The organism is Methylocapsa sp. S129 (assembly GCF_009765995.1).
GTDB lineage: Bacteria > Pseudomonadota > Alphaproteobacteria > Rhizobiales > Beijerinckiaceae > Roseiarcus.
Map to the genome: position 1 here is coordinate 751,025 of NZ_LMUI01000011.1, position 26,652 is coordinate 777,676.

Sequence of the window (26,652 nt, forward strand, 5' to 3'; positions counted from 1 at the left end):
TTGCGCAACGGCTTGGGCTGGACTTCGTCTAAGGTCGCTGACGTTTTCCCCCTTTGTCGAGGCCCGCGATGTCCAGCGCCCATGTCGTCGACCATCCCCTGGTCCAGCACAAACTCACGCTGATGCGCGACAAGCGCCGCTCGACCAAGGGTTTCCGGCAGCTATTAAACGAAATCGGCATGTTGCTTTGCTATGAAGTAACGCGCGATCTGCCCCTGGAGATGGTCGATGTCGAGACGCCGCTGGAGACGACCAAGGCGCCGATGATCGCCGGCAAGAAGCTGGTGTTCGCGCCGATCCTGCGCGCCGGCGTCGGTTTTCTCGACGGCATGCTTGAACTAGTGCCCTCGGCCCGCGTCGCGCATATCGGCCTTTACCGCAATCCCGAAACGCTGGAGGCGGTCGAATATTATTTCAAGGCGCCCGCCGATGTCGCCGAGCGGCTGGTGATCGTCATGGATCCGATGCTGGCGACCGCCAATTCGGCGATCGCGGCGATCGACCGGCTCAAGGGCCGCGGCGTCAGGGATATTCGCTTTGTCTGCCTGCTCGCCGCGCCCGAGGGCGTCGAGCGCCTCAACAAGGCGCATCCCGACGTCGGCATATGGACGGCGTCGATCGACGAACGCCTCAACGATCACGGCTATATCGTGCCTGGCCTTGGCGATGCGGGCGACCGGATGTTCGGCACGAAATAGGCGTTTGCGCTTCAGAAAGCCCCTGTGCTTCGGGATAGGCGCCAGGCGCCGGGCAAAGCCCGGGCCGCGCGATTGTGATGCGAATGTCGCACGATTTGCGCTAAGGAACTGCAGGCGCCGATCGCGCTCAGCGGCGCGCCCGCAAAGGGAGTCCTTCGATGATCAAATTCTATTTTCATCCCTCGCCCAATCCCGCCAAAGTGGCCCTGTTTCTCGAGGAATCGGGCCTGCCCTATGAAGTCGTGCCGGTTGACACGCGCAAGGGCGAGCAGCACCAGCCCGCTTTTCTGGCGATCAATCCGAACGGCAAGACGCCGGCGATCGTCGATGGCGACGCCACCGTCTTCGACAGTAACGCCATCCTCATCTATCTCGCGGAGAAGACCGGCAAATTTCTGCCGGCCCAGACGCCGGCCGCGCGCGGCCAGTTTCTGTCCTGGATGATGTTCGTGGCGAGCGGCGTCGGCCCCTATTCCGGTCAGGCGGTGCATTTCAAGCATCACGCGCCCAAGGGGCTCGATTATGCGGTCAATCGCTATACTTTCGAGGCCAATCGCCACTATGGCATTCTCGACGCCCAGCTTGCCAAACATCGTTACATGCTTGGCGATGCCTATACGGTCGTCGATATGGCCGTTTGGGGTTGGTCGCGCGCCGTGCCGTTCGTCCTTGGCGGCGAAGCCTGGGCTAAGTTTCCAAACCTGAAAAGGCTGCTTGACGAAATCAACGCCCGCCCTGCGGCCCAGCGCGCCGAAGCTTTGAAGGACAAGCACAGCTTCAAGGCCGAAATGGACGACGACGCCCGCAAGCATATGTTTCCGCAGAACGCCAGTCTGGCCAGTTAAGGGCGGCCAGTTAGGCCTGCCTGTCGAAGGCGAGGGGGTCTGTCCGATCCCCTCGCGATCGTAGATTCCTTGAAAACGCGCGCGATTTGCGAAAAACCGGCCCCCACTTTTTCGCCCCGCGCTTTAGACCTCTCGACGCCGCGTGCGAGACGGTCTAGAACATAACGGGAACATGGAGGCGATGTGATGTCGGCGACCTATTATGTGGCCTTGCCCTTCAACCGCGGCGAAGACGGCGATCTGGCGGCTGGAGAGGCCCGGGAGTGTCAGACGTCGGCCGCCGCGCTGCGGGAAGCGGCGCGGATGGCGGCGACTTCGGCGGGCGCTGTGGCGTTTTCGCGCAGCGGCGATCCCGGCGTCGGGGAGTTCGAGGATGCAAAGATCCTGAGGATTTTTGGCGAGACGCCGAGCCTGGACGCGTTGATCGGATAGACTGGCGTCATCGGCCTCCTGCCGGGGCCACACCGATCAGCCAAATCCCGCCCGCTGGAGCCGAACCACGGCATTGTCGAGCGCGCCGAGGAAATTGGACCGGTCGCGCGGCGTGAAAGCCTTGGGACCGCTGGTCACATCGCCGGTCGAGCGCAGATGGTCCATCAGATTTCTGGTCGCGAGCGCCATGCCGATCGAGGCTTCCGTGAAACGCCGGCCCGTCGACGTCAGCACCTCAGCGCCGGTCTTGATGCAACGACTCGCCAAGGGAATATCGGAAGTCACAACAATGCTGCCCTCGCGCGCCCGTTCGGCGATCCAGTCATCGGCGGCGTCGGAACCGGCGCCAACGACGATCTGCTCGATCGACGGCGTGCGAGGAACCCTGATGGAACCATTGGCGACGACAAAGACCTTCAATCGATAGCGATCGGCGACGCGGTAGATTTCGTCCTTCACGGGGCAGGCGTCGGCGTCGATAAAGATCTCGATTGGCATGTTTTCCCGAATCCATCGTCGCCACTTGACGCGCAGCACACAAAGCGACAATTTAACAGATGGAGGCCTTTTATTTCTACTCTGACGCTGAGCGAGATGCGGCTGGCGATAATCTAGAAAAAGGCTCTGGGGAATTCGTTAAATAGTAATCCTGCCCCGGCAAAGTCCCTTGCATGGAAATCACGACGGCATGAGGTTCCGGCCTCTATTTTGGCGACCGAAAATGAACGAATATTCAGAATGGTCGCTCATTTACGCTGGGATCGCAGGAGTTTTATCGAAAATCGCCACGCTGCCATGATTCCGGCTTGAAGAATCCTTGTTCCACTTCGATATTCATCGACATGACATCAGGCAATAAGCTTGACGTTTCGGAAAATAAGCGACGCCATTCCGGCTTGCCGCTTGAAAACTGGAGATGCAAAATGCGCACTTCATTGAAAAGAACGGTCGTCGGTTCGCTGACGGCGCTTGCGATCGGCGTTTCGGCGATTGGCGTGACGACGCCCGCCTCCGCGCAGGTTCACCATTTCTCTCACGGCGGCGGCGCGCATGGCGGCGCGTGGCGCGGCGGCGGCGGCCATTGGCATGGCGGCGGTTGGGGTCCGGCGGCGGTCGGCCTTGGCGTGCTGGGTCTGGCCGGCGCGGCCATCGCCACCCAGGGAGCTTACGGCTACGACAACGGCTACGGCGATTGCCAGGCTTATCGCCCGGTCTATGACGCCTATGGCAATTACATGGGTCGCCGCCTCGTGAATGTGTGCTGATTAAGCGCGGCGCGCTCTCAGTTCGACGAGGAAAGGCCCCGCTTCGGCGGGGCCTTTTCTTTGGCGCCTGGTCACGCGGCCTTGGGCGCGGGCCAGAATACACCGCCCTGCATCGGCCGAGGCGCGCCGGTCGTCGTCGGCAAGGAAAGCGGCAGGCCTCGGCGCGAGCGCAGCGCAAGATAGGCGAAGCATTGCGCCTCGATCACGTCGCCGTCATAGCCAATCGCTTCGATCGGCTCGACCCGCGCGCCGAGGCGGTCGCCGAGCGCGCGCATCATGGTCAGGTTGCGGCGGCCGCCGCCGCAGACGAGCCAGCGCGAGGGCAGGCCGTTGACATGATTCAGGGCCGCCGCCGTCGCCTCGATCGTGAAAGCGGCCAGGGTCGCGGCGCCGTCTTCATCGCCGAGCTTTTCCACTTCGCGCGCCAGCGCGTGAAAATGATTGCGGTCGAGCGATTTGGGCGGCGCGAGATCGAAATAAGGATCGCTCATCAGTCTGGCGAGCACGCCGGCGTCGACGCGTCCCGCCGCGGCGAGCGCGCCGCCTTCGTCGTGGGAGAGGCCGCGCCGCCGCGCAACGAAATCGTCGATCAGGGCGTTGGCGGGGCCGGTGTCGAAAGCGACGATCTCGCCATCCGCGCCGAGCCAGGTGACATTGCCGACGCCGCCCCAATTGAGAACCATCAGAGGGCGCTCGAGTCCGGCGCAGATCGCCGCGTGATACAGAGGAACGAACGGCGCGCCTTCGCCGCCGGCCGCGACATCGGCGGCGCGAAAATCATTGACGACATCGAGTCCGAGCGCGCGGCTGGCGCGCGCGCCGTCGCAAAGCTGGCGCGTGAAGCCTTGGCGCGGGCGATGCAAGATCGTCTGCCCATGCAGGCCGACCAGCGCGACGCTTTCGCGGGCGATGTTGAATTTCTTCATGAAGGCGAACACCGCCGCGACATGGGAATCCGTCACCGCGCCCTGGAGATCGTCGAGCGGGCCTTGCGCCGCGCCGGGGTTGCCAATGACGTCATGCAGCACGCGCTTTACCGCGTCGGGATAGGGAAAGGTCGCGCCGGGGCCAGGCTCGACGCGCGTCTCGCCGTCGCTGCGGATGAGGGCGACGTCGATGCCGTCCATCGATGTGCCGCTGATGACGCCGATGGCGGTCAGGACTGGCGATGGCGCCGCTTTCATTGGGCTTCTCCGATCGTGACCGACAATTCTCCCACCCCTGCGATCGAGCCCTCGAGCAGATCGCCGGGGGCGACCGGACCGACGCCCGCCGGCGTGCCGGTAAAGATGAGATCGCCGGGTCCCAGATGATAGAAGCCCGAGAGATGCGCGATGATTTCGGGGACCGACCAGACCATCTGGTCGATATCGGAGGATTGGCGCGTCTGCTGGTTCTGGCGCAACACGATGGCGCCTTTGGCGGGATGCCCGATGACGGAGGCGCGCGCGATCGCGGAGACGGGGGCGCTGGCCTCGACATCCTTGCCCAGCGTCCATGGCCGCTGCTTGGCTCGCTCCGACAATTGCAAATCGCGCCGCGTCATGTCGAGCCCGCAGGCATAGCCGAAGACCGCGCTTAAAGCGTCGGCGGCGGCGATCTTGAAGGCGGGCGCGCCGATTGCGAGGACAAGCTCCATTTCGAAATGATAATTATTCGTGCCGGGCGGATAGGGGATGTTCGCGCCGGACGGCCTCAGCGTGGTCGTGCTCTTAGAGAAGTAGAACGGCTTTTCGCGATCGACCGCCAGGCCCATTTCCTTCGCGTGGTCCTCGTAATTGCGGCCGACGCAGAAAATGCGCGCGACGGGAAAGAGGACATCGAGTCCGGCGATGGCGACGGCGGCCTGCGGCGCGGGGTCAAACAGAAATTTGGTCATCGTTCGGTTACTCCTGTTTTTCGTTCTGATTCGCGCCGGGAACCCATAATATGTCGCCTTTTCCGCGATCGTTGGCAAAGCGCGCCGCGACGAACAGGAAATCCGACAAGCGATTGACATAGGCGATCGCCGGAGCGCCGACCGTCTCGCCCTCGATGGCGGCGAGCTCGACGATCTGCCGCTCCGCCCGGCGGCAGATCGTGCGCGCCTGATGCAGGGCGGCAGCCGCGGGCGTTCCGCCGGGCAGCACGAACGAGCGCAGCGGCGAAAGATCGGCGTTGAGCTGGTCGATCGCGGCCTCCAGTTGCTTGACCTGGCTCGCGACGATTCGCGGCGGCGGCCGGGCGTTCTTCTTGCTCTGGATTTTCTTAGGCTCGGGCACGCAGAGATCGGCGCCAAGATCGAACAGGTCGTTCTGGATGCGCTTCAGCATGACGTCGATCAGCGCGAGATCGGCATGGGTCGAGGCGGCGGTGGCGAGGCGGGCCAGGCCGATCGCGCTATTGGTCTCATCGACGTCGCCATAGGCCGCGACGCGCCGATCGAACTTCGGACGACGCTCGCCGTTGCCCAAGCCCGTCGTCCCGTCGTCGCCGGTGCGCGTGTATATTTTGTTGAGCTTGACCAAGTTTCCCCTCGGCGATCCGCGATCGGCGTCGCCGCTTTGGGCGGCGCCGAAAATGTCACTCTAATGTCCGCCTAATGTCCGCGCGCCCACAGAACGATCACGATGATGACAATCGCGAGAAATTGCAGGCCGACGCGCCAGCGCATCAATATTTGCGATTTGTTGGCCGATCCCTGGCGCAGCATATTGACAAGCCCGAGCACCAGAACAAGCGCCACGGCGCCGACCGCTATGGCGACGCCGAAATTGGACAGGGCTGACATGGAGCCTGACTCTCATCGCGAGGAATTTACTGTCTCTATAGCTCGCCGCGCGCGAATCCGTAAGACCGGGAAACCCCTCGTTCAATCGCGCTTCAGCAATCGTTCGAGATAGTCGCGCTCTTCGCCCGGGCGGTTGGGGTCGGCGAGACGGCGGCGCAATTCTTCCAGCACGCGATAGGCGCGCTCGGCGGCGCCCACCGCGCCGGTGAGGCGCCCGTCGGTCGCGCCGCCTTTGAGGCCGTTGCGATCGCGGCCGAGAGGATCGCGCCCGTTCTGGCCGCCCGGCTTGTCGACGGCTTCGACGCCTTCCCCTTCGCCGCCCTGGCCTTGCATCTGCTTTTGCAGGCCTTGCGCGCCTTGGCGCAAGGCTTCGAGCGCGCGCCCCTGTTCGCCGACCGCGTCGCTCTTGCCCTTGCCGCCGGGCTTGAGATCGCCCTCGGCCTCGCCCATCGCGCCCTGGGCGTCATCGAAGCCCTTCTCGCCCTTCAGTCCCAGGCCCTTCATACCCTCCTGGAGTTGGCCAAGGCGATCGCGCAAGGCTTTCTGGCGCTCGTCGAGCGGCGTCGCATCGCTATCCTGATCGCCTTGCGCGGCGTCGGGATTGTCCGGCGGCTGGCCGTCCTCGCCTTGCGGCTGGTCGCCCGGCGCGGCGCGGCGCTTGCGCTCGCGCTGGTCGCGGCGAAACGTCTCGTCGCGCAGGGCTTGCTGATCGCGCATCAATTTGTCGAGTTCGCCCATTTCCCGGCGCATCTCCTTTTCCGCCGGGCTCGCGCCGCTTCTGGCGCTCTTCATGTTTTCAAAAAGATTTTGCAATTGATCGAGCATCGCCTGCGCCTGCGCCTTGTCGCCGGTGCGCGCGGTGTCCTCCATGCGATCGAGCAGGCTGTTGAGGTCCTGCGTGGTCATGTTTTCGAGATCGCGCTGGTCGTTCGGGCGCTGCGCGAGTTCGCGCGTGAATTTTTCGGCGGCCGCGCGCAATTCCTTCATCAGTTCGCGAATTTCCTCGTCGCTCGCGCCGCGATCGAGCGCCTCGCGCAGCTTCTGTTCGGCGGCGCGTAAATCGCGCTCCGCCTGCGAGGCGTCGCCGTCCTCGATCTGCAGCGCCATCGCCCACAGGAAATCGGCGACGCCGATGAGATCCTGATCGGATCTGGCCTCGGCGAGACGGCTCTGCGCGCCCTTCAGGCCGAGATAGACGCTCGGCGGCGTTTCGAAGATTTCAGGGGCGATCAGCAGCGCGTCGAGCGCGGTCGCCACGCGCGGGCGATTGACGTCGGGGTCCAGCACAAGGTCGCGCCTTTGCTCGACCAGCGCGCGCGCCAGCGGATTGTCGAAGCGCCGCTGCGGCAAGGTCAGCGCGATCGGCTCGCTGGCGCCGTCTTCGCCGGCGATATTATGGGCGCTCAGCGTCATCGTCACATGCGCGCCGGCCCAGGGATGTTCGGAAAGGTCGCTGGTCGTCTGCGCCTCGCCGATTCCATTGGCGCCGCCGGGCAATTGCAGCGCCATTTTCGGCGGGTCGACGAGCGAGCGGCCCTGCGGGGCTTTGCCGTCAATCAGCGGCCTGACGAAATTGGCCTCAGCGTTCGCCACGCCATATTGGTCGGCAAGCTTGTAGGCGAGGGTCAGCGACCCCCGCACATTGGTTTGGGGCCGCGCCGTCAAGGCGATCGTCGGCTTCTCATTGGCGATTGCGGTAATTTCGAACGTCGAAAGCGGCGCGCCGTCGCGATTGATCAGCAGCTTGCCATCGCCCTTGATCGTCCAGCGGCGCTCGCCGGCGGCCGGATCGAGCGGCGCCTTCTGCGCGGCGGCCGCATCGCCGGCCGGCTTGGCTGGCGTCGCCGGCGTCAAAGCCCCCTCGACCCGCGCGGCGATCGACTCGCCCGCGCGCAGCACGAGGATCGAGCCGGCCGGCGTCGTTATTTTCTGGGTCGGCGCGTCCTTGCCGAGCGCATCGAGCAGGATCGGCGGCTTGCCTGTATAGGCGGGCGGATCGATCCAGGCGTCGAGGCGGAACCCCTGCGCGACCGCCGCCTCGCTCCGCCAGTCAAAAGCGGCGGCGACGCGCGCATAGCGCTCGGAGCCCGCGACGAAGGCCGCGCAGACCGCCAGCAGCGCGGCGCCAAAGCGCAAAGCGGCGAAGTCCCGCTCCACCATGCGCGGCGCCGGCGGCGCGACTTCGATCGCGGCGATCTTTGAGGCGAGACGGCGCTGATGCAATTCCCACAAAGCGCGCGTCGCTTCGCCGGCGCCGCGATCGGCGAGCCGATCGAGGCTCGACGATGCCGGCTGATGCGGCGCGGCGCTGTCGCGATCGATGCGCGCCAGCGTCTGGGCGCGGCGCGGCGAGCGCAGAAGCGCCAGCGGATAGAGGGCGGCCAGAAGAGCCGCCGCGAACAGAATGAGGCCGACGATGCGGGCGCCGGCCGGCAGATCGAGCCAAAGACCAAACCAGGACGCCGCGAGAAAAAGCGCGCCGGTCGTCAACGCCCAGGCGAGCGGCGGCCAGATCCGCTCCCACAGCAGCGCGAGGCTGGCGCGCCGGGCCATGCGATCGAGGGCGATGCGGGCCCGCGCGCGTTCGTCCGCGTCCGGGTGAGGCTGTGGGGTCGGCGTTTCAGCGCCTTCGTTCAATACTTTCTCCATGGCGGCGCGACGCGACCGCCCAAAGCCCCAGCCTCACGCCAACCAAGGCGGAATTTTGTCCAGGCCGATCAAGTCCTCGTAAGAGGGGCGTGGCCGCACGATCGCATAATCGGCGCCTTTGACCAAAACCTCTGGGATCAGCAGGCGCGAATTGTAGCTGCCCGCCTGCACCGCGCCATAGGCGCCGGCCGACATAACGGCGAGGAGATCGCCGGCGGCGGTCTCGGCAATGTCGCGGTTTTGCGCGAGATAATCGCCGCTTTCGCAGACCGGTCCGACCACATCGACCTTCCGGCGCCGCGCCGAGGGCGGCGCCTCGACAATAGGGAGAATTTCGTGATGCGCGTCGTAGAGCGTCGGGCGGATCAGATCGTTCATCGCCGCGTCGACAATGACGAATGTCTTGTCGGGCGCTTCCTTGATGTAGAGCACGGAGGTTACGAGAACGCCGGCATTGCCGACGATCAGCCGCCCAGGCTCCAGGAACAATGTGCAGCCGAGCGCTTTCGTCCGACGCTTGACGATCTCGGCGTAAGCCTCGGGATGGGGTGGCGGGTCGTTGTCGCAGCGATAGGGAATGCCAAGGCCGCCGCCGAGATCGACATGGTCGATGGCATGGCCGTCGCCGCGCAGGACGCCGACGAAATCGGCCAGCAGCGCGAAAGCGTCGTCGAAAGGCGCGAGATCGACGATCTGCGAACCAATATGCATGTCGACGCCGGTGACGATGACGCCGGGCAGGCTTTTGGCGCGGGCGTAGACTTCTCGGGCGCGCGAGATCGCAATGCCGAATTTATTCTCCGATTTTCCGGTGGAAATCTTGGCGTGGGTGCGCGCATCGACGTCCGGATTGACGCGGATGGCGATGCGCGCGGTCCGCCCACGCGCGACGGCGACCTGCGAGAGGACTTCGAGTTCGGGCTCCGATTCGACGTTGAAGCACAGAATGTCCTCGTCGAGGCCGAGCGCCATCTCCGCCCGCGTCTTGCCCACCCCGGAGAATATGATCTTTTTCGCCGGCACCCCCACCGCGCGCGCGCGCCGCAATTCGCCCTCCGAGACGACGTCCATTCCGGCGCCGGCCCGCGCCAAAGTCGCGAGCACGCCCTGATTGGAATTGGCCTTCATCGCATAACAAACGAGCGCGGGGACATCGGCGAACGCCTCGGAAAATACCCGGTAATGACGCTCGATCGTCGCGCTGGAATAGCAATAGAACGGCGTGCCGACCGCGCTCGCGATCGCGCTCAGCGCGACATCTTCGGCGCGCATCGCGCCGTCACGATAGGTAAAATGATGCATATTGCCTTCGATCCCGATCCATGATCCGCCGCGCCCGTCGCGAGGAATGCATCGGTCAACTCACAGCAGAGGGTCAAGCACAAAGGGAACTTTGGGCGGCTCGATCTTCGGCGGTTTATGGTGAACTTGCGGATGGTTGGGGTCGTCGGGTTTGGCCACGGCGTTCGGGTCGGGCGGCGGCTCCAGCGCGCCGCGCCGTCCGCAGCCGCTCGCGCCAAAAGCGATAAGCGCAATGAGCGCGAGGGCGCCCAAGCTCATTCTCGAGGGAACGTTCCTCAAGGAAATATTGCCTGTGCAGGATTTTGCGCGAGATGTCACGAAGCGGCTCCGGTGGCGTGACGTCAATATACCCAAACGCGCCCCCGAGGCGAGGGGTCAAGGGAGCGCGCGGCGGCCATCGTTAGAGTCTTAACCGTCAATTCAACCAATCATACATGCGGCGCGAGTGAATATAAGCGGCGGATGGCGGCGCCGTCCCGAGAAAGAGCCGATTTCTTCCCGCAAACGAGATCAACATCATCGCGGCACAGGGCGTCACGCGTGTTTCAGGGCGGCGATCCAGTTCGCATTTATCGCGATTCGTAACTTCCCCTTCAGGTCTGCTGGGCATTCTTCCCCAAGAAGGGACTAGGGCGAAGCAATGACAGAGCATGGTGGCGCGGGGCGGATGTTTGCGATTCTGAAGGCCGCCAGCGAAGCTGTCTTGCGCGCAACATCGCGAGAAGAACTGTTTCAAAGCGTTTGCGACGCCGCGGTCCTTGGCGGCGATATCGCATGCGTGAGCGTTTTGCTCGCCGATCCCGGCGCAAAACTGCGATTCGTCGCCGGCGCGGGCGACGGGGTGGACGCATTGCGCGCCCTGAACCTGTCGGCCGATGGCGTGAATCCGGTTGGCGAGGCGCCGCGCGCCGGCCTCCCGAACGTCGGTGAGGCCTATTCGGCCGATAAAAGGGTGCAAGCCTGGCTGGAAGAGGGCAGGCGCGATGGCGTCAGCGCGTTGGTCCCGATCCTGCGGCGCGGTTCGCCGATCGGCGTTTTCGCCTTCCGCGCCAACCTGTTGAACGCCCCGAGCGAGCAGACGGCCGATCTCATGGGGCATATCGCGGAGGCGGTCTCTTCCGCACTCGACAATTTCGACCGCGAGAGGGAACGCGGCCGCGTTGCGGAAGCCAACCATCATCTGGACCGGCGATTTCGCTTATTGAACGCGACGAACAAGGCCATTCTTCGGGCGCGCAGCGCCGACGAGATGTTTCAGATCGTTTGCGACGCCGCGACAGGCCCGGGGAAGCTGCTGGGCGCGTCGATCACGCTCTACAATCCCAATTCGCCGTGGTTCACGCGGGTCGCCTATTCGGGCGCGGTCAGCCATATCTACGAAAAGGTGACGATATCGGCCGATCCCGGTCTTCCTGAAGGGCAGGGCGTTGCGGGAGGCGTCTTTCGGACAGGCGAGCCTTGTTTCATCGACGACGTTCCAAACGATCCCCGGACGGCGCGCTGGCGCTCTCTTCTGCTCGCCGAAAAGGTGACGACCGGCGCGGTGTTGCCGCTGATGAAGGGCGGGCGAATCGTCGGCGTTTGTTCGTTCTACTTCGGGGAGGATTCCGGTCCGTGGGACGACGAGCGGATACAACTGACGACGCAGATCTCCGAAAATATTTCGTTCGGCCTGGAGATGTTCGAGCGTCAGGACCAGAAAGACAATGTCACGCGCATGTTCGCGGCGCTCAGCGCGACCAATGAGGCGATCATGCGCGCCCAGACGCGCGCCGAACTGTTCGAACTGGTGTGCGAAGCCGCGGCCAAGGGCGGCAAGTTCACGGCGACCCTCATCGGTCTGGCTGAACCCGGCAGCGATTTTCTTCGCATCGCCGCCTCGGCGGGGCCGACCGCCGCGACATCGAAAAGCGCGAGACTGGCGATCACCGCGGCGCATCCCGAAGGGCGCGGCTTGACGGGGCAGGCGTTTCGCGCCGGCCGCCCCTGCATCAGCAATGATTACCTCGCCGAAATCGAGGAAAGCGTTCTGAAGGAGACGGTGCGCAACGAGGGCACAAAATCAGGCGCCGCGCTGCCGCTGCTTAACCAGGGCAACGCCGTAGGCGTCCTGCTTTTCATGTCCAGCGAACGCGACGCCTTTACCCCCGAGCTCGTCGCATTGCTGAAGAGGCTGGCGCAGAATATTTCGTTCGCCCTTGAGAATTTCGATCGCGCGGACAGCCGGAGCCTGGCGGAAGAGCAAAAAGAACGGTTCGCCCGGATGTTCGCCGCTCTCAGTGCGACGAACGAAGCGATCATGCGCGCACGCACGCGCGATGAATTGTTCCAGCGCGTCTCCAAGGCCGCGGCGCAGGGCGGCAAGTTCACCTCCACCGTGATCGCCCTCGCCGATCCCGGCGTCGATTTCCTGCGCATCGTCGCGGCGGCGGGGCCGACCGCGGCCTTGTCGCGAACCTTGAAATTGGCCGTCACGGAAGCCTATCCCGAGGGACGGGGCCTGAGCGGAACCGCGTTTCGCACGCGCCAGCCCTGCATCAGCAATGATTACGCCGCGGACAAACGAAGCGCCGCGCGTCGCGACAGGGCGCGCACCGGCGGCGCCAAATCCTGCGCGGCGTTGCCGCTGCTCGCCCGCGGCGCCGCGGTCGGCATTCTGCTCTTCTTCTCCAGCGAGCAAGGCGCGTTTACGCCCGAACTGGTTGAGCTCCTGCAGAAGCTGGCGGAGAACGTCTCGTTCGCCCTTGAGAATTTCGATCGCGCCGACGACCGTCGCCTGGCGGACGATCAAAGAGAGCGCCTCACCCGGATGTTCGCGGCCCTGAGCGCGACGAACGAAGCCATCATGCGCGCCGGGACGCGCGCCGAACTGTTCCAGCTCGTCTGCGAGGCGGCGGTGCATGGCGGCCGATTCGCCTCGACCATCATCGCGCTGACGGAGCCGGCAAACGACTTCTTGCGCGTCGTCGCATCGGCGGGTCCAAAGGGCGATATGCAAAAGACCGTGAGAATTGCGATCACGGAGGCGCATCCTGAGGGATGCGGGGTGAGCGGCACTGCGTTTCGGACCTTGCAGCCTTGCATCATCAACGATTATCTGGCCGACCAGCGGGGCAGCGCCTTTCACGAGCGGGCGCGCCGCGAAGGCAACAAGTCGGGCGCGGCTCTGCCGTTGCTCAGCGGCGGCCGCGCCGTCGGCGTTCTCGTCTTCATGTCGAGCGAACGCAACGCGTTTACGCCCGAACTGGTCGAACTGTTGTTGCGGCTGGCCAACAATGTTTCGTTCGCGCTCGACAATTTCAATCGCGCCGACGAAAAGGCGCAAGCCGACGAGCGGATCAAATATCTGGCGACGCATGACGGCCTGACCGATCTTCCCAATCGCGCGATGTTCAACCAGCTCCTGCATTTCTCGATCGAGGCGGCGCGGCGCTACGCCAGAAAGTTCGCCGTGCTGTTCATCGACATCGACCGATTCAAGGTCATCAATGATTCCCTGGGGCATGACGCGGGCGACACGCTGCTGATCGAGATCGGCGCCAGGCTGCGTCAATCCTTGCGCGCCGGCGATGTCGTCGCGCGTCTGGGCGGCGACGAATTTGTCATCATTCTGGAGCAGGCCTCGCAGGCTCAGCAGGTTGAGGCGGCCGCGCGCAAACTCCTGTCCGTCGTCGCTCAGCCGCTCCAGCTTTGCGGACTCGAATGCCGCGCAACCGCCAGCATCGGCATCGCCATGTTCCCGCATGACGGCGAGGACGAGCTGACGCTGACGAAAAACGCCGATCTGGCGATGTATCGCGCCAAGGAGGAGGGCAAGAACGGCTTTCGCTTCTTCACCAGCCAGGACACGATGCCGTCGGTCGAGCGCCTGGTGTTCGAGGCGCGATTGCGTCAGGCGCTCGATCGCGACGAATTCTCGCTGCATTACCAACCCAAAGTGGATGTCGCGACCGATCAGATCACCGGCGTGGAGGCGCTGCTGCGCTGGACCCTGCCGGATCTTGGCACATTGCCGCCGATGCAATTCATTCCGCTCGCCGAAGAAACTGGATTGATCGTGCCGATCGGGCGCTGGGTGTTGAACAAGGCCTGTGCGCAAAACATGGCCTGGCGGCGGCAGGGGCTGGCGCCTTTGTCGATGGCGGTCAATCTTTCGCCGCGCCAATTCTCGGACGAGAATCTGTTGCAGGATATTGACGATGCGCTCGCGGCGAGCGGAATGCCGCCGCAATTTCTCCAGCTCGAAATCACCGAGAGCATGGTCATGCATAATGTCGGACGCGCGATCGAACTGCTCGACATTATTCGCGCGCGCGGCGTCCGCCTCGCCATCGACGATTTTGGCACCGGTTATTCCTCGATGGCGCTGATGAAGAAATTTCCGGTCGACACGCTCAAGATCGACCGCTCTTTCGTCCAGGACCTGCCGCAGGATTCCGAGGACCGGGCGATCGCGCAGGCGATCATCAGCATGGGCAAGGCGCTTGGCATGACCGTCATCGCCGAAGGGGTGGAGACCGTCGAGCAGGCGGCGTTCCTGCGCGAGCACGGTTGCGACGAAATGCAAGGCTATCTGTTCAGCCGGCCGGTTCCCGCCGAGGGCATCGCCGAGCTGCTCGACGCCAATCGGCTGCTGGCCCCGCCTCTGCAACCGCGCGCGGCGATCGGCGGCCCGGCGCGTCGGCGCCGGGAAGGCGGCAACCTGGCGCTGGCGCCGCAAAGGAAGCGGCTTTAGGGGGCGCGGCTGAGGGAACGCGGATGGCGTCGAAGGGGCTCGGGCGGCGCCGATGCCATCGTCGTGCTTGCGGTCAAGTCAACCGCTACGCGGGCGCTTCGCGCGACTTGACCGCTGCGCGCGCCGATGGCGTTTGGCCACCATGTCGTTTTGGTGAGCGAAGCGGCCGGTAGGCCGCTCCTGCGCACCAAAACGACATGGTCAGCAATTTGCCGCGCCGACGAGCCGCAGTCATCCCGAAGGGACCGTAACGAAGTGAAGGAGCGGCGCAGCCGCTTGACGGCGGTTCGGCGGCGTGGCCCCCCTGATGCGCCCAAAACCTCAGAGCCGCGGCACAAGCCCGATTATGACGTAAGGGCTGCCAAATTGAGAATCGCTGCATTTCCCAACGGCTTGTCGCCCACCGCTTGCGCGACGGCCGCTCATGGTCCAAATAGGGGCCGGGAGGTTGGCGAGGGACGTACCGCTCGCCAACCGGGTCAGGTCCGGAAGGAAGCAGCCCTAACGAGCCAGGGCGGGTCTTTGTCCAGCCTCCTACTTTGGTCCAACCTCCCGTCTTGCATGCGCTGCAAGGCCCTGAAGTCCCGAGCCATCGCCCAATGAACGACATTCCCGCGCCGGAAAGGAAGGACTCGCCTGCGCCGGAGCCCTCGTTGGGGTTCGCCTTTCCGGAAAGCCCGCCGAAGACCGCGCCTTATCGCGTGCTTGCGCGCAAATATCGCCCCACCCGCTTTGAGGATCTGATCGGCCAGGAGCCGATGGTCCGCACGCTCGCCAATTCTTTCGCCAGCGGACGCATCCATCAGGCCTATATCCTGACGGGCGTGCGCGGCATCGGCAAGACGACGACGGCGCGCATTCTCGCGCGCGCCTTCAACTACAGCCTGCCCGGCAAGATCGACAAGCCGAGCGTCGAAATGCCCGAGCTTGGCGTGCATTGCCAGGCGATTATCGAATCGCGTCACGTCGACGTCATCGAAATGGACGCGGCGTCGCATACCGGCATCGACGATGTCCGGGAGATCATCGAAAACGCGCGCTATCGACCGGTTTCCGCACGCACCAAGGTTTATATCATCGACGAAGTGCATATGCTTTCCAAGCAGGCGTTCAACGGCCTGTTGAAGACGCTCGAAGAACCGCCCGAACATGTCAAATTCCTGTTCGCGACGACCGAGATCGAGAAAGTGCCGATCACCGTTCGCTCGCGCTGTTTGCGCTTCGACCTGAAGCGCATCGAGGCGGGCTTGATGACGCGCCATCTCACCGGCATTTGTCAGGCCGAGGGCGTCGCCTTCGAGGCCGATGCGCTGCCGCTGATCGCGCGCGTCGCTGAGGGTTCGGTGCGCGACGCGCTGTCGCTGCTCGATCAGGCGATCGCGCATGGCGCGGAAGGCGGCGTGCAGGTCGCCGGCATCCGCGCCATGCTCGGCCTGTCGGATCGCGGCCATATCATCGATCTGTTCGAACTCGCGATGAAGGGCGATCCTGCCGCCAGCCTCGCGCTGATGGAGCGTCTCTACCAGGCCGGCGCCGATCCGGCGCAGGTGCTGATCGAGCTGGCCGAATTCAGCCATTTCGTGACGCGGCTGAAACTCGCGCCCAACGGGATCGACGATCCGACCATCGGCGAGGACGAGCGCCGGCGCGGCGCCGAATTCGCGCAAAAACTGGGCCTCGGGCCGTTGACCCGCGCCTGGCAGATCCTGCTGAAGGGCGTGCAGGACGTGAAGGATTCGCCGCGCCCGCTGGCTTCGGCCGAAATGGCGCTCATTCGTCTGGGCTATGCGGCCGATCTGCCCTCGCCCGAAGACGCCTTACGCAAACTGGCGGAGACGCCGGAGGCAGGGCCAAGACCGGCGCCGCAAGGGCCGCCGTCCACGCGGGCCTCTGGCGTCTCGGCGTTGCGCGCGATCGCCCAGACCGCTCCGGCGCCGATCGCGCCGCCGATCGCTGCGCCGGCCGCCGCCGCGCCAAGCGTCAGGCTGGCGCGCTTTGAGGATGTCGTCGCGCTCGCCCGCAGCAAGCGCGACATTCAATTGCAGGCGGCGCTTGAGAACGACGTGCGCCCGGTGCGTTTCGAAGCGGGAAGGATCGAATTCTCGTTGATCGCCGGCGCTTCGCCGCAGATCGCGCAGACCCTATCGCGCCGGCTGCAGGAATGGACCGGCGAGCGCTGGATGGTGACGCTGGTCGCGGGCTCGACGGCGCCGACCTTGCGCGAAAACGCTTCCGCCAAAGAGGCCGAGCGTCTCAGCGGCGTCGCCGCCAATCCTGTGGTGCGCAAGATCATGACGCGCTTTCCCGGCGCCCAGATCGTCGAAGTGCGCAGCCCCGATGCGGCGCCGGCGCCCGAGCCGGCCGCGACAGGCGATGACGAAGTCGCCTATGCCGACGCTGTCATCGTCGAGGACGACGTTTAAACCTTCAGGAGCCGGCGATGGACATTATGGGATTGATGAAAAAGGCCCAGGCCGTTCAGGCCAAAATGAAGGACGTGCAGGAAGAGCTGGAGCGTCTGGAGGTCGAGGGGCAATCGGGCGGCGGCATGGTCAAGATCACGCTCAACGCCAAGGGCCAGATGAAGGCGATCGCGCTCGATCCCTCGCTGCTGAAGCCCGAGGATCGGGAAATGGTCGAAGACCTCATCCTCGCCGCCCATGCCGACGCCAGGGCCAAGGCCGATCGCCTGACGGAAGAGAAGATGCAGGCCGTCACCGCCGGCTTGCCGCTGCCGCCGGGCATGAAATTGCCGTTCTGATCGCCTGATATGGCCGAGAGCGTCGCAGGACCGGAAATCGAGCGGCTGATCCAGTTGCTGGCGCGCCTGCCCGGCCTCGGGCCGCGCTCGGCGCGCCGCGCCGCGCTCCATCTCATCCGCAAACGCGAACAATTGCTGGCGCCGCTCGCCGAGGCGATGCAGGTCGCGCGCGAGCGGGTCGTCACCTGCCATATCTGTGGCAATGTCGATACGCGCGATCCCTGCACGGTCTGCCAAGACGTGCGGCGCGATCCGACCTTGCTCGTCGTCGTCGAATCCGTTTCCGATCTCTGGGCGCTGGAGCGGGCAGGGGTGCTGCGCGCGCCCTATCATGTGCTCGGCGGCACATTGTCGCCGCTCGACGGCATCGGCCCCGATGATCTTAATTTTCCCGGCCTGCTCGCGCGCGTCGGCGAGGGCGCGATCAGGGAAGTCATTCTGGCGGTCAACGCCACGGTCGACGGCCAGACCACCGCCCATTACATCACCGATCTTCTCAGCGCCTATCCCGTCAAAGTCACCCGCCTCGCCCATGGCGTGCCGGTCGGCGGCGAACTCGATTATCTCGACGAAGGCACGCTGGCGGCGGCGATCCGGCAACGCACGACGTTTTGAGGGCGGGCGCTACAAGGCGCCGCCATGCTTGTGCGACGGCCAAACCCGCCCACGCTCTTCCCAGCCCGTAAGATCATCGCGATGAGCGCCGGGAGGTCACGATGGATGTCGATGCGTCGCTGGCCCTTCACGCGCGAGGCAAGGAAGCGTGGAACGCCTGGGCGGGATCGATGATCGACCGCCGGCGCGCGCTTGTCGCGGCGGGGCAATGGGCCTGGGCGCGCGACAGCCGGGCGGACGAATATCCGACGAACGAGGCGACGGGACATTGGATGCGCGCCGCCGCCGCGCAGTTCAGCTATCACGAATTCTGTGACGCGCCCGATTTCAGCGGCTTCGTATTTCCCGGCGCCGGTCTCTTCATCGCGGCCAAGTTTCCTCAGGGCGCGCGCTTTCGCGCGGCGCGGTTCCGCGATGGCGCATGTTTCAACTTCGCCCGCTTCGGCGCCGCCGTCGCCTTCGACGATTCCGAATTCTGTTCCGCGGGATCATTCAGTCGCACGGACTTCCTCGGAGCGGTTCGGTTCGACAATTGCCGCTTCGTGCGGGCCGAGTTCGAGCCGAGTTCGGACGGCCGGATCGATTGCTCAGAAGCAAAATTCGCAAGACCGGCGAGCTTTGCCGGGATGCGCTGCCGGGCCGCGGTTTTTTCGGATGCGGAATTCGCGCAGGCGGTGAGTTTCGAGGCGGCGTCTTTCAGCGAGATGTTCTTCCTCTACAAGACCATCTTTCGCGGCCCGGTGCTGTCGCGGGGCGCCCAATTTCCTTATGAAGTCGATTGGTCGCAAGCGACGCTGGCCGGTCCGCATTCGCGGTGACCGCGCCATTCGCTGGTTTTGCGTGAGGTCAATCTTCAGGCAGGGCGAAGATAGCGCAAGGAGACGCGATTCCGCGCAGCGTATGCGTTCCGAGCGCGATCAGCGGCGTTTCGGTCTGGGCGGCGAGCGCGCCTGACACAAGCACGGTCTCGCCAAGCGGCCGGCATAGCCCCTCCAGCCGGCTGACCAGATTGACGGCGGGGCCGATCGCCGTGAAATCCAGGCGATCGGCGGCGCCGATATTGCCCCATAGCATTTCGCCAAGATGCAGTGCGGCGCCGAAGGGCAGGGGCGGCTGCCCCTGCCGCTGCCGCGCCGCATCCAGATGCGTCATGCCGACGCGCGCGGCGGAGACCGCGCGCAGCGCAGCATCGCAAGCGCCGCGCGGCGCTCCAGCGACCGGGAAGATCGCCAGCACGCCGTCGCCGATAAATTTCAGCACTTCGCCGCCGAAAGCGTGAACCGCGCCGGCGATGCGGTCGAACCAGGCGTCGAGCGCCGAGATGACCATCGAGGGAGGGTTGCTTTCCGACAGCGCCGTGAACCCGCGCAGATCGGCGTAGAGCAGCGCCGCCTGGATGGTCTCGCCGACATCGCGCCGCAAAGGCGCCGCGAGCACCCGCGCTGCGCTGCGCCGGCCGAGATAGGCTTCCAGAGTCGCGGTCAATGTGGCGCGCGCGGCAAGCGCCGCAAGCGGCGCCGCGGCGAAGCGCGCGGCCTGGCGAAGCGCGTTGGCCTCGCCCGGCGTGAACGGACGCCGCCCGATCCAGTTGAGCGAAGGCCCATCCGGCCCGGGCCCGACAATATCCTCATGGACGGGACCCGCCGCGATTCCGGCGAGCCAGCGCCGACCGGAATCGTCGAATGGGCTCGCCTCCGGCATGGCCGCCAGTCCTCCCGGCGCGAATCCTAAGGCCTCGATGACTTCCCCGCTCTCGGCGCGCCACAGCCAGGTGCGCCGGGCGATCAGCGGATGCGGAACGGCGAGCGTCAGGGCGCCGGCCGCGAGCGGCAGGCCATCCTCGATCAGGCGCGCGCCGAGCTCCGCCAGCAGCCGGTCGGCGCCCGGCGTGTCGCTGGCGGCGTCGACGAGCCAGGCGAGCGTCGCGGGAAGCTGCATGGCGCGATTATGAGGTCGAGGCGGCGACCTTGTCACGCGCTATCCCCATGAAACAGGCCTCAGTCGATCATTCAACCAGAAGGTTGACATTCCGAAAACGCGCACTTATATTCAACTACATGGTTGAATTACAGACGGCGCCGCTCGATTCCATCTTTCACGCCCTCGGCGACGCCACGCGCCGGCGGATGTTGCGCGAACTTGCCAGCGGCGAGCGGACGGTCAGCCAGCTTGCGCAACCCTTCTCGATGTCGCTCGCGGCCGCCTCCAAGCACATCAAGGCGCTGGAAAACGCCGGGCTGGTCCGCCGCGAGGTGCGTGGCCGCACGCATCTGTGCAGCCTCGATCCTGGACCGCTCGCCAACGCCCATGAATGGCTGAGCTTCTACGAGCGCTTCTGGACCGACCGTCTGGATGCGTTGGAACAGCTCCTCCGCGCGGAGGACGCCCACCAATCCCGCCCCCCCAAAGGAGACGACGAATGACCAAACTCGCAACCTTTGAAGCCTATGGCGCGCTGATCGAGCCCGCCACATTGAAGATCGAGCGCCTGCTGCCCGGCCCGATCGAACGCGTCTGGGCCTATCTGACGCAGAGCGAATTGCGCCGCCAATGGCTGGCGTCGGGGCCGATGGAGATGAAGGTCGGCGCGCCCTTCGAATTGGTCTGGCGCAACAACGAGCTGACCAACCCGCCTGGCCAGCGGCCGGCCGGCTTCTCCGACGAGCACCGGATGGAGAGCCAGATCACCGAGCTCGATCCGCCTCACAAACTCGCCTTCGCCTGGGGCAAGACCGGCGGCGTCTCTTTCGAACTGAAAATGGCGGGCGACGAAGTGCTGCTCACCGTGATCCATCGCCGCATAACCGACCGCGCAACCATGCTGATGATCGGCGCCGGCTGGCACATGCATCTCGACGTACTGGTCGCCCGCGCGACTGGTAAGGAGCCGGAGCCGTATTGGGATGGCTGGAGCCGCCTGCGGCAGGAATACGACCGGCGATTGCCGGCCTGAACCGCAGCCCTGTCGTCCGCGTTATGGGCGCGTCGGCATCATCGCCGTCGCTCCGGATGGGGAGAACGGTAGTCGCAATGGAGATGTCCTATGGCCAATTCTAGTTATCGCTGGGTGATTGTCGCCGCCGGCGGCCTGCTTGGCTGCATCGCGATCGGCTCAATGTTTTCCTTGCCGGTTTTTCTTCTGCCCATCTCGCGCGACACCGGATGGTCCGTCACCGGCGTCTCCAGCGCTATGACCATTGGTTTTGTCGCCCTGGCGCTGGCGAGTCTCGCCTGGGGCAGTCTGTCGGACCGTTGGGGGCCTCGCCCTGTCGTGTTGACCGGGTCGGTCGTTTTGGCGGCGGCCCTGGCGCTGGCGAGCCGGGCGACGTCGCTCATTGAGTTTCAACTCGTCTTCGGACTTGTTGTCGGCGGCGCGACCGCGGCGATTTTCGCGCCGATGATGGCCTGCGTGACAGGCTGGTTCGATACCCATCGCAGCCTGGCTGTTTCCCTCGTCTCCGCCGGCATGGGGATGGCGCCGATGACCATGGCGCCATTCGCGGCGTGGCTCGTCTCCATCTATGATTGGAGAACGTCCCTCCTGATCATCGCCGCCCTTGTCGCAATCGTGATGATCCCGGTTGCGTTGCTGGTGCGTCGTGCGCCGGCAATGGAAGTCGGAAATATTGTCGCCTCTCCGGGCGAAGAGCCGCAATCTGAAATGTCCCTGCGGCAGGCGGTGAGATCGCCTCAATTCATCACGCTGCTGCTGACGAATTTCTTTTGTTGCGCGACGCATTCCGGTCCGATCTTTCACACCGTGAGCTACGCCGTAAGCTGCGGCATCCCGCTGATCGCTGCGGTTTCGATATACAGCGTGGAAGGCCTGGCCGGCATGGGCGGGCGCATCGTCTTCGGCTTTCTCGGAGATTGGTTTGGCGCCAAGCGCGTTCTGGTCTGCGGGCTGCTCGCGCAGGCGTTTGGCGCATTGGGCTATTTCTTCGCACGCGATCTCAGCGCGTTTTACGCCGCCGCGGTGCTGTTTGGGTTTATCTATGCCGGCGTCATGCCTCTCTACGCCGTGCTCGCACGGGAGAATTTCCCGCTGCGGATGATGGGGACCATCATCGGCGGCACGGCGATGGCCGGCAGTTTGGGCATGGCGACGGGCCCGCTGGCTGGAGGCCTGATCCGCGACGCTTCCGGCGGTTACGGCTGGCTCTATATCGGCGCCTGGGGCATCGGCATCGGCGCGTTCCTGATCGCACTGACCTTCAAGCCCTTCCCGAAAGCCCTGCGCGCGGACAATGCGGGCGGCGGACCGGACCGAGGCTTGGCCACGCCGGCGGCCGCCAGCCGTTGAACCTTGACGAGCGCTTCTGGACCGATCGTCTGGATGCGCTCGAACGGCTCCTTCGCACGGAGCGCCAACGCAAATCCCACGCCCCAAAACAGACAGCGCAAATGCCGGCTGAACGACGCTGCACGGAGGTTGTCATGCGGAAGTTGATCGCTGGAATGAAGATTTCTCTCGATGGCAAGATGGAGGGACCTGAAGGCACCGCCGATTGGGTCGAGGCGTGGTCGGAGGATTACGACCTGACGCCGCAAATCGACGCTTGTCTGCTGGGGGCCGGCATGTATCCCGGCTACGAGAATTATTGGACCGGGATACAGAATGAGCCGGACAAGCCCGCCTGGATTACCGGCGGCGCGCCGACGCCGGCCGAGATCGCCTGGGCCCGCTTCGCCGCGCAGATTCCGCATTATGTGCTGTCGAACACACTGACTTCGACGCTCTGGCCAAAGACGCGGTTCGTGCGGGGGCTTGAGGATATCGCCGCTCTCAAGCACCAGTCTGGCAAGGACATTTATCTCATCGGCGGCGCCCGGACGACGGCGAGCCTGATCGACGCCGGGCTGGTGGATGAACTGCGGCTGCTTGTTTATCCGCTGATCGCCGGCGAAGGAAAGGCGCTGTTTGCGGCGGCGGAACGCCGTCGTGGGCTCGAACTGCGGAAGGTTCAACAGCTTGCCGATGGGCGCGTCAGCCTGATCTACGCAATCGGCTAAGATGCAAGGCGGGGTTGCGCCGGCGCCTCACGGCGGCCGGGCGCCAAGCGGGCGAATTTCATCATGAGGAGACGTCGATGAGCGAACCGTTCGTGGTCCGTCGCGAGATCCAGATCGCAGCGCCGCCTGCGACGGTTTTCGCCTTCCTGACCGATCCGGAAAAGATCGTAGGCTGGATGGGCGCCGAGGCGACGAGCGAAGCGCATCCGGGCGGGCTCTATCTCCTCAAGGGCGTCGGCGGCGACCACGCCCGCACGGCGCGCGGCGCGTTCCGCGAGGTCGTGCCGGTCCATCGCCTCGCCTATAGCATCGGCTGGGAGGGAAGCGGGGAAGTGCCGCCGGGATCGAGCCTGATCGAGATCGATCTTGTCGACCGGGACGGCGGCACCTTGCTGCACATGACCCACAGCGGTCTTCCGAATGCGGCGCAATGCGCCAGCCACGACAGGGGTTGGGCGCATTATCTCAGCCGGCTCGCGATGGCGGCCGCGGGCCGAAATCCCGGCGTCGATCGGGGCGTCGAGCGGCGCGGGACTTGACGGCATCTCAGCGCGGAGAAAGAGGTGGTTTGTCGAGGCTTGGCCGCGCAACAGGAAATTCCAGGCCGAAGACCAGACGCCGCGAAGCCTTAATCAAAAAGCTGCGGGCGTATCTCCTGGGCGCAGTGAAGGATGGCGCGGATCAGGATATGCGCGGCTTCTTCCGTGTAGAAAACGTAGTGCGACTGGAAGCGAAAACGGCGGTAGCCTGTCGCCAATTCGTCTACGGGTTGGCCGATGCGCGGAAAATCCGCGAGAAGGCCAAACGTGCGCTCCAAGCCCGCATGATAAGCTTCAGCCTGATACGCTCCGAATGTGGCTTCCGAAAAGTCGTAAATGTCGATCAGTTGGGCGCGGGCGCGGACAGAAACGCGGAATCTAGCCATCATCGCGGGCGGCGACCCGTTCTCGCGCCGCCGCCAGAATGTCGCCCATGCTCTCACCGCTCACGGCGCAGCAATCGGGATGCGTCAGGGCTTCCCTGTAGCGACTCACTTGCGCCTCGCGCGACAAAGCAGCCCAGGCGGCAAGCTCCGCCTCGGTCGGCGTGGCCGATGGCATAACGTCTGTTCGCAGTGCGCGCGTCGTCATCATGGCGGCGACTATAACGCCTTCGGCCCCGATGCGAAACGCTTTGTCACAAATTAGCGTGTCTCAGCCGAGGGTGCAGTCCTGGTGGCTAAGATCGGTTACGGACGCAGCGATAGCCGTCCATATTCGGGAATGGCTCGGTGTGCATGCCCTGAAAGCACACCCCTCCCTCGGTAAATTCGGGCACTGGTCCGGGCCCGGGATATCGGGGCGCCTCGCCGCGGTCCTGCAGCATGACGCCGACGGGGTCGTCCGCATAGGCGCTGACGGTCGGGACGAGGAGCAACGCGAAAACGGCGGCGGCTTTCAACACGGTATGAGTCATTTTTGCCTCCTTTGCCTCCTTGGCTCTTTGTAGATGGGAGCGAAGGCCGCCGACGAGAAGCGCCGGCCGCTTCAAACAAGCGTGAGGCGCAGCGTATTCACGCATGAAGCGGACGGCGCGGCGGCCGCGCGGTGGCGTCGGCCGGGTCGGCGATCGTCTCGCGGTGCTTGCCGCCCCATTCGGCCATGGCGGCCATCAGCGGCTCGAGCGTCCAGCCTAATGGCGTCAGGCTATATTCCGTTTTGGGCGGAATGACCGGATATTCCTTGCGGGACACGAGCGCCCAATCCTGAAGCTCCTTCAGTTCTTTCGACAGAATACGGTCGCTGATCGGCGGGCAGGCCCGGCGAAGGTCGGAAAAGCGAAGCTTATCGTTGCGTATCAACGCCCAGACGATGCGCGCCTTCCATTTGCCGCCCATGATTCGGGTGGTGAAGGCGACCGGGCAGGGGTTGGCGAACTTCATGCGCTGAGCACTAACAAAAATATCCGTTCTTGCAAATAATTAGCGCCTCCGCATTTTCTCTTGCAGCCGACGAGCACAGGAGAATGTCGTGAAAGCTGTTTGCGTGAAGCCCAATCGTGAGCTGGAAGTTCGAGAGATCCCGACGCCGACCGAGCCGGCCGCCGGCCATGTCTTGATCGACATGGATTCCAGCGCCATCAACCACGGCGACAAGACGTTTCTGGCGCGCCCCACGGCCCTGTCGCTGGCGACGAGCCTCCACGATGTGTGGGGGGCTTCGGGAGCCGGCCGCGTTGCCGCGATCGGCGCGGGCGTTCCGGAGAACTTCGCGGGCAAGCAGGTCGCGGTCTATCGATCGCTGAACCGGAGTTCTGAGACGATCGGGCTCTGGTGCGAACGCGCGCAGGTTCCTTATCTGAGCTGCCTGATCCTCCCCGATTCCGTCCGCGCGCGGGACCATAGCGGCTCGCTCGTCAATGTGATTACGGCTTACGCGTTCCTCGAACAGATCCGCGAGGAAGGCCACAAGAGCGTCGTCGTCACGGCGAGCCATTCGGCGACCGGGCGGGCGCTGTTGGCGCTGGCGCGGCGGCGCGAGACGCCAGTGCTGTTCCTCGTCCGCTCGGCCGCGGCGCAGGAGGAACTGCGTCGGCTGGGCGCGGAGCATGTGCTCGTGACGTCGGAGGAAAGTTTCGAGGGCCGGTTTGCGACGCTGGCGGAGAAGCTTGGCGCGACGGCGGTCTTCGACGGCGTCGGCGGCGAGTTGATCAACCGCCTCGCGCCGCATGCGCCGACGAATTCGACCTTCTATTTCTACGGCTTCCTCGGCGGCGCCGCGCCGATCTCGGTCGCGTCGGTCGTTTTCATGATGAGGAATCTGACGATGAAGAGGTTCAGCAATTTCGAAAGCGCGACGGTTCGGAATCGCGAGAAGCTCGGCGCCGCGTTGAGCGATTTGCGGGGCTTGATCGACGATCCGCTTTTCAGGACGCGGATAGGCAAGGAGTTTCGTCTGGATGAGATCGACGAAGCGATGAGATTTGAAGCGACGCCGGGGGCGAAGGCGGTGTTGGTGGCGTGAGGGGGGCGCGGCGAGGGGCTGCGACTCGGCGGATATATAATGGCTATCCGTCCGGAGGTGTCGGAACGCGTGCAATAGCGTCCTTTTTCGGCTACGCGATGTGCACTATCGTGCGCAGAACCGGTTCACACGCGTTTCTTCATGTCCGTTTCGTGGCGACGGACTCTGCGTGCCGGGGAAGGGCCACGCCGCCGAGTCGCCGTCAACTCAAGGCGAATGCAAAGCATTCGTCCGCAGGCTGCGCCGGTCCTACACTTCGTTTCGGTCCCTTCGGGATGACTGCGTCTCGTCGGCGCGGCATATTGCTGACCATGACATTTTGGCGCCCGAGAGCGGCCTTTTGGGCCGCCTCGCTCACCAAAATGTCATGACGCCCGCGCCGTGAGCGTGATCTCGCACGCCTCTCCGCCGTCATGGCCGGGCTCCTCCCGGCCATCCACGCCGTCCCGCTCGCGAGACTTGAAAGCGTATCGCGTCGGCGCCGCGTGGATGGCCGGAACAAGTCCGGCCATGAAGGTTCGGGTTCGCAAAATCAATGGGCTCAGAGGATCTCCTTCAGAGTCCA

28 protein-coding genes and 1 other RNA gene are annotated in these 26,652 nt (G+C 64.7%); 16 read left to right on the forward strand and 13 right to left on the reverse strand.

Going from position 1 to position 26,652, the window contains the following annotated elements:
* Positions 1 to 68 precede the first annotated feature (68 nt).
* From upp to GSQ90_RS06025, 3 genes are all read left to right on the forward strand, one after another.
* Positions 69 to 698 carry a uracil phosphoribosyltransferase gene (gene upp / locus GSQ90_RS06015; RefSeq protein WP_158813863.1) on the forward strand — a complete coding sequence of 210 codons (630 nt, stop codon included), beginning with the start codon at positions 69 to 71 and terminating at the stop codon, positions 696 to 698.
* Between the two features lie 158 nt (positions 699 to 856).
* Positions 857 to 1,543: a glutathione S-transferase family protein gene (locus GSQ90_RS06020; protein ID WP_158813864.1), complete on the forward strand. Its 687-nt coding sequence runs from the start codon at positions 857 to 859 to the stop codon at positions 1,541 to 1,543.
* A 183-nt stretch (positions 1,544 to 1,726) separates the two neighbouring features.
* On the forward strand, positions 1,727 to 1,975 hold the full coding sequence (locus GSQ90_RS06025; RefSeq protein ID WP_158813865.1) for a hypothetical protein: 249 nt from the start codon (positions 1,727 to 1,729) through the stop codon (positions 1,973 to 1,975).
* 36 nt (positions 1,976 to 2,011) lie between these two features.
* On the opposite strand, the gene GSQ90_RS06030 is transcribed toward GSQ90_RS06025, so the two are convergent.
* Positions 2,012 to 2,473, reverse strand: coding sequence for a YaiI/YqxD family protein (locus GSQ90_RS06030; protein WP_158813866.1), 462 nt, complete (start codon positions 2,471 to 2,473; stop codon positions 2,012 to 2,014).
* A 425-nt stretch (positions 2,474 to 2,898) separates the two neighbouring features.
* Between GSQ90_RS06030 and GSQ90_RS06035 the strand changes: the two genes are divergently transcribed.
* Entirely contained in the window at positions 2,899 to 3,240 is a 342-nt protein-coding gene (locus GSQ90_RS06035; protein WP_158813867.1) for a hypothetical protein, read from the forward strand.
* A 71-nt stretch (positions 3,241 to 3,311) separates the two neighbouring features.
* Here GSQ90_RS06035 and GSQ90_RS06040 read toward each other — a convergent pair whose 3' ends face one another.
* From GSQ90_RS06040 to GSQ90_RS06070, 7 genes are all read right to left on the reverse strand, one after another.
* The gene (locus tag GSQ90_RS06040) at positions 3,312 to 4,424 is read right to left on the reverse strand and encodes an anhydro-N-acetylmuramic acid kinase (RefSeq protein WP_158813868.1); all 1,113 of its coding nucleotides are present in this window, start codon (positions 4,422 to 4,424) and stop codon (positions 3,312 to 3,314) included.
* Positions 4,421 to 5,119: a fumarylacetoacetate hydrolase family protein gene (locus tag GSQ90_RS06045; RefSeq protein WP_158813869.1), complete on the reverse strand. Its 699-nt coding sequence runs from the start codon at positions 5,117 to 5,119 to the stop codon at positions 4,421 to 4,423. The genes GSQ90_RS06040 and GSQ90_RS06045 overlap by 4 nt, the downstream gene beginning before the upstream one ends.
* A gap of 7 nt (positions 5,120 to 5,126) precedes the next feature.
* Positions 5,127 to 5,747 (reverse strand): cob(I)yrinic acid a,c-diamide adenosyltransferase, encoded by a 621-nt coding sequence (locus GSQ90_RS06050; RefSeq protein WP_158813870.1) that lies wholly within the window; start codon positions 5,745 to 5,747, stop codon positions 5,127 to 5,129.
* Positions 5,748 to 5,818: 71 nt separating this feature from the next.
* Positions 5,819 to 6,010 carry a twin transmembrane helix small protein gene (locus GSQ90_RS06055; protein ID WP_158813871.1) on the reverse strand — a complete coding sequence of 64 codons (192 nt, stop codon included), beginning with the start codon at positions 6,008 to 6,010 and terminating at the stop codon, positions 5,819 to 5,821.
* An 81-nt stretch (positions 6,011 to 6,091) separates the two neighbouring features.
* Positions 6,092 to 8,647, reverse strand: coding sequence for a TIGR02302 family protein (locus GSQ90_RS06060; protein ID WP_246731427.1), 2,556 nt, complete (start codon positions 8,645 to 8,647; stop codon positions 6,092 to 6,094).
* Between the two features lie 45 nt (positions 8,648 to 8,692).
* Positions 8,693 to 9,961 (reverse strand): diaminopimelate decarboxylase, encoded by a 1,269-nt coding sequence (lysA, locus tag GSQ90_RS06065; RefSeq protein ID WP_158813872.1) that lies wholly within the window; start codon positions 9,959 to 9,961, stop codon positions 8,693 to 8,695.
* 60 nt (positions 9,962 to 10,021) lie between these two features.
* Positions 10,022 to 10,219 (reverse strand): lipoprotein, encoded by a 198-nt coding sequence (locus GSQ90_RS06070; RefSeq protein WP_158813873.1) that lies wholly within the window; start codon positions 10,217 to 10,219, stop codon positions 10,022 to 10,024.
* 382 nt (positions 10,220 to 10,601) lie between these two features.
* On the opposite strand from GSQ90_RS06070, the gene GSQ90_RS06075 reads away from it, so the two are divergent.
* From GSQ90_RS06075 to GSQ90_RS06100, 6 genes are all read left to right on the forward strand, one after another.
* A complete protein-coding gene (locus tag GSQ90_RS06075) occupies positions 10,602 to 14,696 on the forward strand; it encodes a GAF domain-containing protein (protein ID WP_158813874.1) in 4,095 nt (1,364 codons plus the stop codon).
* 441 nt (positions 14,697 to 15,137) lie between these two features.
* Positions 15,138 to 15,236, forward strand: an RNA gene (ffs, locus tag GSQ90_RS06080) — signal recognition particle sRNA small type.
* Between the two features lie 59 nt (positions 15,237 to 15,295).
* Positions 15,296 to 17,119, forward strand: a complete 1,824-nt coding sequence (locus GSQ90_RS06085) for a DNA polymerase III subunit gamma/tau (RefSeq protein ID WP_158813875.1) — start codon at positions 15,296 to 15,298, stop codon at positions 17,117 to 17,119.
* A gap of 17 nt (positions 17,120 to 17,136) precedes the next feature.
* A complete protein-coding gene (locus GSQ90_RS06090) occupies positions 17,137 to 17,457 on the forward strand; it encodes a YbaB/EbfC family nucleoid-associated protein (protein WP_158813876.1) in 321 nt (106 codons plus the stop codon).
* Positions 17,458 to 17,466: 9 nt separating this feature from the next.
* On the forward strand, positions 17,467 to 18,072 hold the full coding sequence (gene recR / locus GSQ90_RS06095) for a recombination mediator RecR (protein ID WP_158813877.1): 606 nt from the start codon (positions 17,467 to 17,469) through the stop codon (positions 18,070 to 18,072).
* A 101-nt stretch (positions 18,073 to 18,173) separates the two neighbouring features.
* A complete protein-coding gene (locus GSQ90_RS06100) occupies positions 18,174 to 18,890 on the forward strand; it encodes a pentapeptide repeat-containing protein (protein WP_158813878.1) in 717 nt (238 codons plus the stop codon).
* Between the two features lie 28 nt (positions 18,891 to 18,918).
* Here the strand turns inward: GSQ90_RS06100 and GSQ90_RS06105 are convergent, their stop codons facing one another.
* Positions 18,919 to 20,010, reverse strand: a complete 1,092-nt coding sequence (locus tag GSQ90_RS06105; RefSeq protein ID WP_174247447.1) for an adenylate/guanylate cyclase domain-containing protein — start codon at positions 20,008 to 20,010, stop codon at positions 18,919 to 18,921.
* A gap of 119 nt (positions 20,011 to 20,129) precedes the next feature.
* Between GSQ90_RS06105 and GSQ90_RS06110 the strand changes: the two genes are divergently transcribed.
* From GSQ90_RS06110 to GSQ90_RS06130, 5 genes are all read left to right on the forward strand, one after another.
* The gene (locus tag GSQ90_RS06110; RefSeq protein WP_158814254.1) at positions 20,130 to 20,495 is read left to right on the forward strand and encodes a helix-turn-helix transcriptional regulator; all 366 of its coding nucleotides are present in this window, start codon (positions 20,130 to 20,132) and stop codon (positions 20,493 to 20,495) included.
* Positions 20,492 to 21,025 carry an SRPBCC family protein gene (locus GSQ90_RS06115; RefSeq protein ID WP_158813880.1) on the forward strand — a complete coding sequence of 178 codons (534 nt, stop codon included), beginning with the start codon at positions 20,492 to 20,494 and terminating at the stop codon, positions 21,023 to 21,025. The genes GSQ90_RS06110 and GSQ90_RS06115 overlap by 4 nt, the downstream gene beginning before the upstream one ends.
* A gap of 90 nt (positions 21,026 to 21,115) precedes the next feature.
* Entirely contained in the window at positions 21,116 to 22,375 is a 1,260-nt protein-coding gene (locus GSQ90_RS06120; protein ID WP_158813881.1) for an MFS transporter, read from the forward strand.
* Positions 22,376 to 22,509: 134 nt separating this feature from the next.
* A complete protein-coding gene (locus GSQ90_RS06125) occupies positions 22,510 to 23,085 on the forward strand; it encodes a dihydrofolate reductase family protein (protein ID WP_158813882.1) in 576 nt (191 codons plus the stop codon).
* Positions 23,086 to 23,162: 77 nt separating this feature from the next.
* Positions 23,163 to 23,624 (forward strand): SRPBCC domain-containing protein, encoded by a 462-nt coding sequence (locus tag GSQ90_RS06130; RefSeq protein ID WP_158813883.1) that lies wholly within the window; start codon positions 23,163 to 23,165, stop codon positions 23,622 to 23,624.
* 89 nt (positions 23,625 to 23,713) lie between these two features.
* Here the strand turns inward: GSQ90_RS06130 and GSQ90_RS06135 are convergent, their stop codons facing one another.
* The 4 genes from GSQ90_RS06135 to GSQ90_RS06150 all read right to left on the reverse strand — a co-directional run bounded on the left by GSQ90_RS06135 (position 23,714) and on the right by GSQ90_RS06150 (position 25,006).
* Positions 23,714 to 24,013 (reverse strand): type II toxin-antitoxin system RelE/ParE family toxin, encoded by a 300-nt coding sequence (locus GSQ90_RS06135; RefSeq protein ID WP_246731428.1) that lies wholly within the window; start codon positions 24,011 to 24,013, stop codon positions 23,714 to 23,716.
* Positions 24,003 to 24,185: a hypothetical protein gene (locus GSQ90_RS06140; protein ID WP_158813884.1), complete on the reverse strand. Its 183-nt coding sequence runs from the start codon at positions 24,183 to 24,185 to the stop codon at positions 24,003 to 24,005. The genes GSQ90_RS06135 and GSQ90_RS06140 overlap by 11 nt, the downstream gene beginning before the upstream one ends.
* Positions 24,186 to 24,303: 118 nt before the next feature.
* Positions 24,304 to 24,540, reverse strand: a complete 237-nt coding sequence (locus tag GSQ90_RS06145; RefSeq protein WP_158813885.1) for a hypothetical protein — start codon at positions 24,538 to 24,540, stop codon at positions 24,304 to 24,306.
* Between the two features lie 97 nt (positions 24,541 to 24,637).
* Entirely contained in the window at positions 24,638 to 25,006 is a 369-nt protein-coding gene (locus GSQ90_RS06150) for a helix-turn-helix domain-containing protein (protein WP_158813886.1), read from the reverse strand.
* A gap of 88 nt (positions 25,007 to 25,094) precedes the next feature.
* Here GSQ90_RS06150 and GSQ90_RS06155 point away from each other — a divergent pair, with 88 nt between their 5' ends.
* A complete protein-coding gene (locus GSQ90_RS06155; protein WP_158813887.1) occupies positions 25,095 to 26,087 on the forward strand; it encodes a zinc-binding dehydrogenase in 993 nt (330 codons plus the stop codon).
* Positions 26,088 to 26,652: the final 565 nt, after the last annotated feature.